Consider the following 11283-nt stretch of genomic DNA (forward strand, 5'->3'; position numbering starts at 1 on the left):
CACTATGCCGCGCCTCTGCGTGCGTTGTCATTTTGAATGAACCTTTTGGAGCGCCGGCCTATCCATCTATAACAAGATTGGGAGGCAGCATGAGTACCGCAAAAATCTACACCGTCCACTATCAGCTACACGGTAAACCCAAGTCTTTCGTGGTGCGCGCCGAAGTGATGAACAACGCCGAGGCCTGGCATTGGGCGGCCGTCGATGCCGACATTGCCCATGTCAGCCGCATCGGCCGCGTAGGTCACGAACAGGTGAAAAAGACCACCCGGCCCTGGGCGGAAAAATACGGTATCAGCGACGTCAGCTGGTCGCCGCCCAGGTAAACAAAGCCCCGCACAACGGCGGGGCTCGGTTCATTGCTTCAAGTCGCCCAACGGATCGTAGGGCGGCTTTTTTTTCGCTGTCTCGTCGTCCTTTTTGTCCAACGGCGCAATAGCCGGGCCGATGGGATCGACCTGTGGGTCGGCTACATCCGGCGAATCCGGGTCGAAGCCCAGTTCGTCCTTGCCACTGGCGTGTTCGTTGGAAGAGGGACCATCGGTAGGTTTGTTCATCATATTCTCCTGCTAAAGCGGGCGGGCTCTGTCGTGGAGGTTTTCCAGGTCTTCTTCGACGCGCTCGACATCGTTGTCCGGACCACGCTCTTTGGGATCGTTGGGGCGCAACGCATCGTTATCACGCTCCTCCTCACCCGGCGTACGGTTCGGATCCGGTGTACCTGGGGGTGGCTGCTTGTGTTCAGACATGATGACTGACCTCATGAGGGGTTCACCATTTTAGAGAAACCGCCCCGCGCCATCGTTCAACTTCATTACGCCAGGCGTGAGAAGATGACCGCCCTTTTTGGAGACCTGCCCCGGATGTTCGAACTCAAACCCTGCGACCCCACTGCCTATCGCCAACAGACCCGCCGCAGCACGTTGATCGTCGCGGTGCTGTTCCTGGCCCTGGCCATGCTGCTGTCGAGCCTGGCGGTGATGCTGTTCGGTGAGCCTGGCGGTGACAATTTTCGCTTCAACGTCGGCGGCGTCTTCGCCGGCGTGTTGATCACGGTCGCGCTGGTGCGTGGCCCGTTCTGGAGCCAGGCCTGGTTGGCGCCAGCGGTGTATGGCTGGCAACTCAAGCGCAGCCTGATGAGCGTGACCAATGTCATGCACAAGGTCACCGAGCGGGTACAGGCCAACGACCCGGCAGCCATCAAGCTGTTGCGCTTCTATCACTTGGGGCTGACGCAGATGCACGAGCTGGACGCCAACTCCAGCGCCCAGGCGCAACTGGTCGGCGAAATCGAAGCACACAAGGCGAAGATGCACGCACTGGGGATCGACACCGAACAAACCCGGCTCGATCCCGCGTGGCTGGAAGCGCTCAAAAGCGCTTGAGGGAGCAGGCAAAAAGGCGGTTAAAAAACCAGACTCAGGTCCAGGCGCCCTTCCCTCACCGGCGGGCACCAGTAATAGCCTCCGGTCAGCGGCTTGCTGATGCGATACAGGCCATCGACAATCCCATCTTCCAACCCACTCATGCGTCGTAACTGCGCTTCAAACGCATCGAATGAATGACCAAACGCGAGGAACATCAACCCCGCCTGACCATTCTCGGCCCAGGGCATCGAACGACGTACCACGAAGGCTTCCGGGGTAAAGCTTTCCTGGGCGGTGCGCTTGGTATGGGCCGATTCCGGGGCGTCGTCGAGTTCTTCGTTGTCGCCATGGCGGCGGCCAATGATGTGGTCACGCTCCTGGGCAGGCAATGCGGCGAAACCGTCGAGGTCGTGCTGCCATTGCTGGATCGCGGCGAAGCTGGCGCCGGTGTCGGTCAGCGCGGCTTGCACGGCGGCATCGTCGTGGGGGTTTTCGGTGCCGTCTTCGTAATCGGTCAGGTCAAAGCCGGTCTTGTAGCGGAAACCTTCAGTCGATTGCACCAGGCGAAACGCCGGAGCCAGCGCTTTTTCCACGGCACGGCTGCGCAGCAACAACTCACCGCGATCCACCCCATGCAACCATACCCACAGCGCCTGCTGAGTCGACGGGTTGTGCGCGCCAGGGCCGCTAACGGCCGGGAATGAGCGCAGCCCTGGGATCTGGGCACCCAGCGCTTTTACCAGCGGCTCACCGAACCCCACCACGGCCGCCGCATCCGTCAACTGCACCAGCGCGTCCAGCGCAGCGGGCACGGCTTGCAACGAATCCAGGGCAAAAAACAGATGGCGGGCCTGCAAAGGCACCGGTGCGGCAAGAATGCCCGGCTGGTACTGACTCATGTGAACTCCTTCTGAAAAGCCGCGCAGTTTACCCGGCGTACACCACCCTGCGTACAAGAATGCGCGCAAGCCTTGCGTTAGAGCCGCTTGTTGGGTGACTCTCTAGTCATGTTTTGCAACTATTCCAGGGGTAGCGACATGACCACCAGCAACCTGCTCGCCCAGCTGTTTCCCACCTCCACCGCGCAGATTCCCGAGCAATTTCGCCTGGCGGCGCCCATTGAACAACGTGAATACCTGGTCGATGGCCAGTTGCAGGTGTGGAACGGCCCGCTCGCCCGCGTGCAAAGCCCCGTGCAACTGGGTGATGAGCGTGTACACATCGGCAGCACGCCGTTGCTGGATGCCGACACCGCCCTCACCGCCCTGGATGCTGCCGTGCGCGCCTACGACCGTGGCCAGGGTGCATGGCCGACGATGCGCGTGGTCGAGCGTATCCAGCACGTCGAAGCGTTTTTGCGGCGCATGCGCGAACAGCGCGATGCGGTGGTCAAGCTGCTGATGTGGGAGATCGGCAAGAACCTCAAGGACTCGCAGAAAGAATTCGACCGTACCTGCGACTACATCACCGACACCATCAATGCCCTCAAGGAACTCGACCGCCGCAGCAGTCGTTTTGAACTGGAGCAGGACACCCTCGGCCAGATCCGCCGCGTCCCCCTAGGCGTGGCGTTGTGCATGGGGCCTTACAACTACCCGTTGAACGAGACCTTCACCACGCTGATCCCGGCCTTGATCATGGGCAATACCGTGGTGTTCAAGCCGGCCAAGCTGGGTGTGCTGTTGATCCGCCCTTTGCTGGAAGCCTTCCGCGACAGCTTCCCGGCCGGGGTGATCAACGTGATCTACGGCAGCGGCCGCGAGACCGTGAGCGCGCTGATGGCCAGCGGCAAGATCGACATCTTTGCGTTTATCGGCACCAACAAGGCCGCCAGTGATCTGAAAAAACTGCACCCCAAGCCACACCGTTTGCGTGCTGCGCTGGGCCTGGATGCCAAAAACCCGGGGATCGTGCTGCCCGAAGTGGACCTGGACAATGCGGTGAACGAAGCCGTCACCGGTTCGCTGTCGTTCAACGGCCAGCGTTGCACCGCGTTGAAGATCCTGTTCGTGCATGAAGACGTGGTCGAGCGCTTTATCGAGAAATTCAACGCCAAGCTGGCGACGCTCAAGCCCGGCATGCCGTGGGAGGATGGCGTGGCGCTGACGCCACTGCCGGAAGTGGGCAAGGTCGATTACCTCAGCGAACTGGTGGCCGATGCGGCGCGCCATGGCGCCAAGGTCATGAACCCCGAGGGCGGCAGCAGCCGTGGTTCGTTCTTCTACCCGGCGGTGCTGTACCCGGTAAACCCGCAGATGCGCGTCTACCACGAAGAGCAATTCGGCCCGGTGGTGCCGATCGTGCCCTATCGTGACCTGGAGACCGTGATCGACTACGTGCTGGACTCGGATTTCGGCCAGCAGTTGAGCCTCTTCGGCACCGACCCCGTGGCAGTCGGACGCCTGGTGGACACCTTCGCCAACCAGGTGGGCCGTATCAATATCAATGCCCAATGCCAGCGCGGTCCGGACACATTCCCCTTCAACGGGCGCAAGAACTCGGCCGAGGGCACGTTGTCGGTGCATGACGCCTTGCGCGTGTTCTCGATCCGCACCTTGGTGGCGACCAAGTTCCAGGAGAGTAACAAGGCGTTGGTCAGCGATATTTTGCGCAACCGCGATTCGAGTTTCCTGACCACCGACTACATCTTCTGAAGCCAACCCCGTTCCAATGTGCAGACAGGTCAGTGTGGGAGCTGGCTTGCCTGCGATGCCAGCTCCTCGGTCTTTCAGTCAGGTCGCGGTGATGCTATCGCAGGCAAGCCAGCTCCCACATTTGATCAAGCACATTCATACATTTGAGGCCATTTTAAGACTGATGAACCTGCCCTTCTTTGCCCGGCGCCTGCTGCGCCCCTTGCTCGACCCCTACCGCCGCTTTCGCCATGCCAAGCTGATCCACGCCGCGCGCGTATCGGTGGGTTTGCTGGCAACCATCCTGCTGACCACCGGCCTCAACCTGCCCCACGGTGAATGGGCGTCGGTGACCATGCTGATCGTCATCGGCGGGTTGCAGCACCACGGCAATATCGGCAAGAAAGCCGTCGAACGCGCCTACGGCACCTTGATCGGCGCCAGCGTCGGCTTGCTGCTGGTGGTACAACAGGCTTACTTCGGCCTGCCGTTGCTCACCTATCTGTTGATGTCCGTGGTGTGCGGATTCTTTTCCTATCACGCCATCGGCAAGGGCGGTTATATCGCGCTGCTGTCGGCGATCACGGTGTTTATCGTCGCCGGCCATGGCGACAACCCGATCTCCGATGGCCTGTGGCGCACCGTCGATATCCTCATCGGCATTGTGCTGGCCCTGGCGTTTTCCTTTGCCTTGCCGTTGTACGCCGTGTATTCGTGGCGCTACAACCTGGCCAGCGCCCTGCGTGACTGCGCGCAGATTTATAGCCGGATCATCAATGGCCAGTCCGTGACTGACGATGAACACCTCAAGCTGCTCAACCGTTTGAACGGGGCGATGGTGCAACTGCGTTCGTTGATGCCGTCGGTGTCCAAGGAAGTGCGGATTTCCATGACTGAACTGGACGCGATCCAACGTCACCTGCGCCTGTGCATCAGCACCCTGGAGATTCTGGGCAATACCCGGCCAGACCCGCGTGATGAGCAGGCCACGGCGCGGATGCAAGTCATGTTGAAGGCCGAGCATCGGCAAATCCGGGTGCAGTTGGTGGGTATGGCGCGCGCGTTGAAATCGGGGGTGACGGAGCGGTTGGAGCGTACCGGTCACGCCCATGCCAGCGAGCCTGCGCTTGATGCACCGGTGTACAGCGCGCTGGATGGGTATCGCCTGTTGACCCTGCAACTGGCGGCGAACGTCGATCAGATGCGTCAACGGCTTGGCAAAAGTGCCGCACGCTGGAAGATTTAGCGACAGCTGGAGAGCAGCTTTACGTACATCGACACATTCACACTTTCTCTTACATATTTTTCACGTTTTATTCACAAGCCGAGACGTAGTGTGAAGCCTCATCCGTTACAAACGTTGCATATCAAGCCCGCCGCCCCAGCGGGCTTTTTTTTGCCTGTTTTTTGGCTCCGAAAAAGGGCCAACCTCTGTAGGAGCGAGCTTGCTCGCGAAGAACGCGATGACGCCGCGGTTAGCCAGAATGCTCGCGTTATCGTTGACGTTTTACGCGAGCAAGCTCGCTCCTACAGGGCGTGGTGTTCGCGTAGGGCGCGCTGGGTTTCCAGCACCTTGGCCAGTGCCGTTTCGGCTTCCTGGCTTTGCTGCGGCACCCGAATCGCCGCCGACACCAGCGTGATCAGCTTGGCCATCACCTCGGCATCCGTGGCCGGGCGGCCCAGGCTCATGGAGTTCATCAGCAGGCGCAGTTCGGTGCCTGCCATGACGCCGGAAATGGCCTTGAGGGCAAATTGCAGGCGCACCCCCAGTTCATTACGTGGCAAATCCGGCAGGGCCAGGGCGAAGGCTTCGAAGAAGCGCTGGAACACCGGCTGGTAATGGACCTTGAGGTATTCCTGGATAAACGGCGAGGTGTCGCTGTAGACCCGGCCCAGGAAGCGAATGAACGAACGCCCTTCCCCGCTGGCCGGGTCGCTGCGCTCCAGGCCCATGGCCGGGGCAAACAGCACGCCCAGGAGTGTGTCGCAATCGAGCGGGCCATCGGATTCGGCTTCACAGCGCGCCAGCAGTTCCAGGCGTTGCTCGTTGAGGGGCTCCAGGCGCTGCATCAGCAAGGTTTTCATCAGGGAGTCCTTGTCCCCGAAGTGGTAGTTCACCGCCGCCAGGTTGACCTGGGCACGCTCGGTTATCTGCCGTAGCAACACGGCGTCATAGCCGTACTTGATGAAAAGAGCCTCTGTCGCATCCAGCAATCGAGTCTTGGTAACGTTTGGAGCGCTGAGTTTCTTCGCGACCATATGGGTTCCACGGCGGAAATATTGTTTTAAAAAATAATTTGATTTTTTATACCGGGGCGGCCCGTCGAAAGCAAGTAGTGACACTCCGCCATATCTTGCAAAGCCCTTATATCCGGGCTTTTGAGGCAAATCGTAGGGTTTTTACCCACCTCTGACACCCGCTGAGAAAATCGTTTCAACCGGTAAAACCGCTCTACCTCGACGGCTGGCGAAGCGTCAGGAAGGCAGTTACTATTCAAACAATATTTTAAAAACAAGAAATAAAACCAGTCCGTGACGGCTACAGGCAGCTTCTGAACTTGTTACAAGGAGTTTCGGGGAGCAAGGCGGTACCGTCGAGACTGCAGGCGTAGTCATGATGACACAGACCCCCGCGCAACCCGGCTTGATTTCCCTGCAAGGCATCGGTAAGCGCTATCAGCTCGCCGGGCAAGAATTGAGCATTCTCAATGACGTGTGCCTGTCCATCGCCAGCGGTGACAGCTGCGGCATTCTCGGTGCCTCTGGCTCCGGCAAAAGCACCCTGCTCAATATCCTCGGCCTGCTGGACCTGCCCAACTGCGGCCAGTACCACTTTGCCGGCCACGATATTTTCAACGCCACCCCCGATGAGCTGGCGGCAATCCGCAACCAGCAGATCGGTTTCGTGTTCCAGAGCTTCAACCTGCTGCCACGCCTCAGTGCCCTGGACAACGTCGCGCTGCCCTTGAGTTATCGCGGCGTGTCGCGGCATGAATCGGTGGAACACGCCCAGCGCATGCTCGCACAAGTCGGCCTCGCCGAACGCGCCCACCATCGCCCCGCCGACCTCTCCGGTGGGCAGCGCCAACGTGTGGCCATTGCCCGCGCCTTGGTCGGCAAACCCTCGGTGATCCTGGCCGACGAACCCACCGGCAACCTCGACAGCACTACCGCCCAAGAGATCATGGACCTGCTGTTGAACCTCAACCGTGACCAACAGGTGACGCTGATCATCGTCACCCACGACCCCCACATTGCCGAGCGTCTGGAGCGCAAGATCCTGGTGTGCAACGGCGTGGTGCATGAGGCCGGGCGCCCATGAGCCTGCGGGTCGAGCAGAGCCTCAGCCAGTTGCTGCACGAAGCCTTTATCAGCCTGCGTACCCTGGGCAAGCGTTCGATCCTGGCGCTCTTGGGGATCGTCATCGGCAGTTCCTCGGTGGTGGCGCTGATCAATATCGGCCACAACGCGGCGGTGGATGCGGCGATGATTTTCAAGGACATGGGTACCGACACCCTCATCGCCCAGTTCCCGCCCAAGGGCAGCATCAACGTACCGATGCGCACCCAGCTCGACCTGGATGCGGTACGCCGGGCAGTGCCGGGCATTGCCCATATCGGCGCGCTCAGCCTGTTCAGCGGGCCCATTGTGTTTCATGGGCGGACCGCCAATGCCAACTTTGTCGGCAGTACTGCGGGTATCCAGGACGCCATGCGCCTGGCGCTGCGTGAGGGGCGCTTCCTGTCACCCTTCGACGCCAACCAAACCTACGGAGTGATCGGCGACCAACTCGCCCAGGCCCTTGGCGCGCCAGGTGACCCGCTGCAACTGGGCGACCGTGTGCGTATCAACGATTACCTGTTTCTGGTGGTGGGTATCCTGCACAACCAGCCCAGGGCCATGCTGATGCCGGTGCAAGCCAACGAATCGTTGTTTATTCCCGCCGAGGGCATGCGCCGCATCTACGCCAACCCGCAGATCAACAACCTGATCATTCGCGCAGCGCCGGGACAGGACATGGAACGTATCGCCAGGGATGCCGCCGCCGCGCTGCAACCCCAGCTCAGCGACCATAGCGTCGACATCACGGTGCCCCAGCAAATGATCGATGGCATGACCCGCCAAAGCCGCACCTTTGCCTATCTACTCCTGGCCCTCGGCGCGATCTCCCTGGTGGGCGGCGGTGTCGGGGTGATGAACGTGATGCTGATGAACGTCTCGGAACGTCGCCGTGAGATCGGCATCCGCATGGCCCTGGGCGCGCGCCAGCGGGATATCCGCAACCTGTTTTTGCTCGAAGCGGTCACTCTCACCGCCGTGGGTGCGCTGTGCGGCGCAGTCCTGGGCATGACCGCTGCCTGGCTGTATGCGTGGCTGTCGGGCTGGGCCTTTGCGTTGGCAGTGGCTGCCCTGCCCCTGGGCGTGGGCAGCACGTTGCTGGTGGGTTTGTTCTTTGGCATTTACCCGGCGGTGTCGGCCTCACGCTTGCAGCCGGTCGAGGCCCTGCGCGATGAATAAGTACATGGCACTGCTCATGCTGACCAGCCTGCCGGGCATGGCCGCCGACGTAGTGATCAACCCTCAGGCACCCAGCACTACCCGCAGCGGCTACGAGCGTAGCGTCTCGCTGAATGCCCAGGCCAGCACCATGACCCTGGGGGACGCGGTGTACCTGGGCCTGCGTAATAACCCGGCGATCCGCAGCGCCTACCTGCAACGGGTGGCGCAGAAGTTCGACCTGCGCGTGGCCGAAGACGTGTTCAACCCCAAACTCACCCTCAACAGCTATTACCGCAGCACCCGCGGCTCCCAAGACAATGCGCGCAACGCCAACGTCGCGCCCACCAGCAGCCTGCTCGGCGAATACGGCACGCGCTTGAGCATGGCCTGGACCCAGCAGTTGAACAACGCCAACCGCGCCGGCCGCTACCGCAGCGACGGCCTGGACCTTGCGATCATCCAACCGCTTATGCGCGGGGCCGGCTGGGATGCCACCACCGCACCGCTGCGCCTGTCGCGCCTGGCCGAGCAGGCCAACCGCCTGAACCTCAAGGCCACCGTGGCGCAGACCATCAGCCAGATCATCGCCACCTACCGCGAATTGTTGCGCGCCCAGGAACAGTTGGTGATCGTCCAGGAAGCGCTCAAACGCTCCACTACTTTACTGGAGGTGAACAAAGCGCTGATCAGCGCCGGGCGCATGGCCGAATTCGAGATCGTGCAGACCGAAGCCGATATCGCCACCCAGCAATTAGGCGTGGAAGAAGCGCGCAACCAACTCGACACCAGCCGCCTGGCGTTGCTGCGCCTGCTGGCCCTGGACCTGTCGACACCGGTGCGTGCCACCGAGGCCCTGGAAGCCACCCCCATGGAGATCGACAAACGCCAGGCCTTCAACCTCGCGCAAAACCAGCAACCGGAATACCTCGCTGCCCTGCTCGGCAGCCAACAGGCCGACCTCGACCTGGTGATCGCCAAAGATTCCGGGCGCTGGCAGGTGGACCTGGTCGCCGGCGCCAACCAGATCCGCGCCGCCACCGATAACGACAACGGCCATAACAATAACCGCACCTGGGACAGTTACGCCGGGGTGCAAGTGCAAATCCCTATTGGCGATATCAGCACGCGCCAGGCCGAAGTGCGTGCACGGGTAAATGTAGAAGACCAGGAAATCCGCATTACCGACGCCCGCCAGGAGCTGGAGCGCAACGTCAACAATGTGGTGCGTGACCTTGGCACCCGCTGGCGCCAATATGAAATATCCAAGCGCGCCGTGGAGTTGTCGCGGCGCAAGATCGAGATCGAGCGGGAAAAGCTCAGCGCCGGGCGCTCCACCAACTTTCAGGTGCTGAGCTTCGAGACCGACCTGCGCAACGCCGAAAACGCCCAGCTCAATGCGCTGATCGCTTATTTGAACGCCCAGACTCAGCTTGATCTGACCCTGGGCATGACGCTGGAAAGTTGGGAAATTGCCCTTAATGACTACTAATAAAAAATCCCTGCTGGCCGTTGCCTTGTTCCTGCTGTTGGCCGGCGCGGCCGCCGCCCTGCTCAGTCAACGCAGCGGGGCTGAGCAGGCGGGTACAGGCGAACAGTGGCTGGCCGTAAAGCCCGACCCGTTGGTGCACCAGATCGGCCTGGTGGGCAAGATCGAGCCTGACACCACCGTCGTCCTGACGGCGCCGTTCGACGGCAATGTGCTGGCCAACCTGGTCGAACAAGGCCAGCGCGTTGAGGCCGGCCAAGTCCTGTTGCGCATGGACCCGGCGACGCTTGAAGTACAGCTGCGCGACGCCCTCTCCGCGCAACTCAAGGCCCGACGCACCGTGCAGGAAATGCAGGACTGGGGCAGCAGCCCCACCGTCAGCCGCGCCCGTCGCAGTTTACGCACCGCTGAAATGACCGCGGGCAACACCCAACGCAAACTCACCGAGAGCGAAAACCTGTTCAAGCGCGGCATCATCCCGCGCAACGAACTGGATGACCTCAAACAGCAAACCCAGCAACAGCAATTGGACTTGGTGGCGGCGCGCAGTGAGCTGCAACAAGCCCTGGACCAAGGCCAGGGCGAATACCGGCAGATCGCCGAAATGGAGCTGACCAATGCCACGGTGAAGTACGAAGCCTTGCAAACACTGCTCGAAGGCAAGGAGGTCAAGGCGCCCTTCTCCGGCATCGTGGTACCGGCGCCCGGCAGCACCAGTACCGCTCAAGGTGGCGGCAATAACAACGCGCCGGTGCAGGCCGGCAGCAAGGTCAGCCAGGGCCAGGTGCTGTTCGGGCTGGCCAATATCGAACGCTTGAAAATCGTGGCCAAGGTCTCAGAGCTGGATATCAACCAGCTGCGTCAGGGCCAGACCGTTGAAGTCATGGGCGATGGCTTTGATGGCGAGCGGCTGACAGGTTCAGTCAGCGTGGTCAGCGGCCTGGCCATCGCCAGCGACAGCCAGGGCAGTGCGCAGTTTCCGGTGACCTTGTCGATCCCCACCCTGACGCCCCAGCAGTTACAACGGGTGCGCCTGGGCATGAGTGCGAGGTTGACGATTGTCACTTATAACAATGACCAGGCGATCGTGATTCCCAGCCAGGCGATCCAGGCGGACATGACGGTGGAGTATCGGACGGCGATGGATAAACCGGTGCAGCGGGTAAAAGTCACCACCGGGCAATCGACGCCGCAGGGGGTTGAGGTGTTTGGGCTTGAAGCGGGGTTGGTGAGGGTCGGGGGAATCAATCACTGATCCTCGATCCAGATGTGGGAACGCTGCACTGTGGCGAGGGAG

At 61.1% G+C, this 11283-nt stretch carries 12 protein-coding genes; 8 read left to right on the plus strand and 4 right to left on the minus strand.

Going from position 1 to position 11283, the window contains the following annotated elements; translation table 11 throughout:
* Positions 1–89 precede the first annotated feature (89 nt).
* Positions 90–326, plus strand: a complete 237-nt coding sequence (locus ACTJLA_RS09930; RefSeq protein ID WP_003192128.1) for a DUF6555 family protein — start codon at positions 90–92, stop codon at positions 324–326.
* A 30-nt stretch (positions 327–356) separates the two neighbouring features.
* Here ACTJLA_RS09930 and ACTJLA_RS09935 read toward each other — a convergent pair whose 3' ends face one another.
* Both ACTJLA_RS09935 and ACTJLA_RS09940 read right to left on the minus strand, forming a co-directional pair.
* Positions 357–557 carry a DUF6021 family protein gene (locus tag ACTJLA_RS09935; RefSeq protein WP_032902837.1) on the minus strand — a complete coding sequence of 67 codons (201 nt, stop codon included), beginning with the start codon at positions 555–557 and terminating at the stop codon, positions 357–359.
* 12 nt (positions 558–569) lie between these two features.
* A complete protein-coding gene (locus ACTJLA_RS09940; RefSeq protein ID WP_032902836.1) occupies positions 570–749 on the minus strand; it encodes a hypothetical protein in 180 nt (59 codons plus the stop codon).
* Positions 750–863: 114 nt separating this feature from the next.
* Between ACTJLA_RS09940 and ACTJLA_RS09945 the strand changes: the two genes are divergently transcribed.
* Entirely contained in the window at positions 864–1385 is a 522-nt protein-coding gene (locus ACTJLA_RS09945; protein WP_105227174.1) for a DUF3087 family protein, read from the plus strand.
* A 20-nt stretch (positions 1386–1405) separates the two neighbouring features.
* On the opposite strand, the gene ACTJLA_RS09950 is transcribed toward ACTJLA_RS09945, so the two are convergent.
* On the minus strand, positions 1406–2266 hold the full coding sequence (locus ACTJLA_RS09950; RefSeq protein WP_198861981.1) for a Dyp-type peroxidase: 861 nt from the start codon (positions 2264–2266) through the stop codon (positions 1406–1408).
* Positions 2267–2404: 138 nt separating this feature from the next.
* On the opposite strand from ACTJLA_RS09950, the gene ACTJLA_RS09955 reads away from it, so the two are divergent.
* Both ACTJLA_RS09955 and ACTJLA_RS09960 read left to right on the plus strand, forming a co-directional pair.
* Positions 2405–4021, plus strand: a complete 1617-nt coding sequence (locus ACTJLA_RS09955) for an NADP-dependent glyceraldehyde-3-phosphate dehydrogenase (RefSeq protein WP_034127893.1) — start codon at positions 2405–2407, stop codon at positions 4019–4021.
* A gap of 163 nt (positions 4022–4184) precedes the next feature.
* Positions 4185–5246 (plus strand): FUSC family protein, encoded by a 1062-nt coding sequence (locus ACTJLA_RS09960; RefSeq protein ID WP_034127894.1) that lies wholly within the window; start codon positions 4185–4187, stop codon positions 5244–5246.
* 281 nt (positions 5247–5527) lie between these two features.
* Here ACTJLA_RS09960 and ACTJLA_RS09965 read toward each other — a convergent pair whose 3' ends face one another.
* Positions 5528–6259 carry a TetR/AcrR family transcriptional regulator gene (locus ACTJLA_RS09965; RefSeq protein WP_034127895.1) on the minus strand — a complete coding sequence of 244 codons (732 nt, stop codon included), beginning with the start codon at positions 6257–6259 and terminating at the stop codon, positions 5528–5530.
* Positions 6260–6614: 355 nt separating this feature from the next.
* Between ACTJLA_RS09965 and ACTJLA_RS09970 the strand changes: the two genes are divergently transcribed.
* From ACTJLA_RS09970 to ACTJLA_RS09985, 4 genes are read left to right on the plus strand one after another with little or no spacing between them, the layout of a single operon-like run.
* On the plus strand, positions 6615–7322 hold the full coding sequence (locus ACTJLA_RS09970) for an ABC transporter ATP-binding protein (RefSeq protein ID WP_034127896.1): 708 nt from the start codon (positions 6615–6617) through the stop codon (positions 7320–7322).
* The gene (locus ACTJLA_RS09975) at positions 7319–8518 is read left to right on the plus strand and encodes an ABC transporter permease (RefSeq protein WP_054898716.1); all 1200 of its coding nucleotides are present in this window, start codon (positions 7319–7321) and stop codon (positions 8516–8518) included. The genes ACTJLA_RS09970 and ACTJLA_RS09975 overlap by 4 nt, the downstream gene beginning before the upstream one ends.
* Positions 8511–9989 (plus strand): TolC family protein, encoded by a 1479-nt coding sequence (locus ACTJLA_RS09980; RefSeq protein WP_054898715.1) that lies wholly within the window; start codon positions 8511–8513, stop codon positions 9987–9989. The genes ACTJLA_RS09975 and ACTJLA_RS09980 overlap by 8 nt, the downstream gene beginning before the upstream one ends.
* Positions 9979–11241, plus strand: a complete 1263-nt coding sequence (locus ACTJLA_RS09985; RefSeq protein WP_197883275.1) for an efflux RND transporter periplasmic adaptor subunit — start codon at positions 9979–9981, stop codon at positions 11239–11241. Before ACTJLA_RS09980 ends, ACTJLA_RS09985 begins: the two co-directional genes overlap by 11 nt.
* Positions 11242–11283 lie beyond the last annotated feature (42 nt).

This window comes from Pseudomonas sp. 22072 (genome assembly GCF_052046095.1).
Classification (GTDB): Bacteria; Pseudomonadota; Gammaproteobacteria; order Pseudomonadales; family Pseudomonadaceae; genus Aquipseudomonas; species Aquipseudomonas paracarnis.

Excerpts from the sequence above, each read along its gene's own strand:
- ACTJLA_RS09930 (WP_003192128.1), top strand. The coding sequence starts at position 90 with ATGAGTACCGCAAAAATCTACACCGTCCACTATCAGCTACACGGTAAA.
- ACTJLA_RS09935 (WP_032902837.1), bottom strand. The coding sequence starts at position 557 with ATGAACAAACCTACCGATGGTCCCTCTTCCAACGAACACGCCAGTGGC.
- ACTJLA_RS09940 (WP_032902836.1), bottom strand. The coding sequence starts at position 749 with ATGTCTGAACACAAGCAGCCACCCCCAGGTACACCGGATCCGAACCGT.
- ACTJLA_RS09945 (WP_105227174.1), top strand. The coding sequence starts at position 864 with ATGTTCGAACTCAAACCCTGCGACCCCACTGCCTATCGCCAACAGACC.
- ACTJLA_RS09950 (WP_198861981.1), bottom strand. The coding sequence starts at position 2,266 with ATGAGTCAGTACCAGCCGGGCATTCTTGCCGCACCGGTGCCTTTGCAG.
- ACTJLA_RS09955 (WP_034127893.1), top strand. The coding sequence starts at position 2,405 with ATGACCACCAGCAACCTGCTCGCCCAGCTGTTTCCCACCTCCACCGCG.
- ACTJLA_RS09960 (WP_034127894.1), top strand. The coding sequence starts at position 4,185 with ATGAACCTGCCCTTCTTTGCCCGGCGCCTGCTGCGCCCCTTGCTCGAC.
- ACTJLA_RS09965 (WP_034127895.1), bottom strand. The coding sequence starts at position 6,259 with ATGGTCGCGAAGAAACTCAGCGCTCCAAACGTTACCAAGACTCGATTG.
- ACTJLA_RS09970 (WP_034127896.1), top strand. The coding sequence starts at position 6,615 with ATGATGACACAGACCCCCGCGCAACCCGGCTTGATTTCCCTGCAAGGC.
- ACTJLA_RS09975 (WP_054898716.1), top strand. The coding sequence starts at position 7,319 with ATGAGCCTGCGGGTCGAGCAGAGCCTCAGCCAGTTGCTGCACGAAGCC.
- ACTJLA_RS09980 (WP_054898715.1), top strand. The coding sequence starts at position 8,511 with ATGAATAAGTACATGGCACTGCTCATGCTGACCAGCCTGCCGGGCATG.
- ACTJLA_RS09985 (WP_197883275.1), top strand. The coding sequence starts at position 9,979 with ATGACTACTAATAAAAAATCCCTGCTGGCCGTTGCCTTGTTCCTGCTG.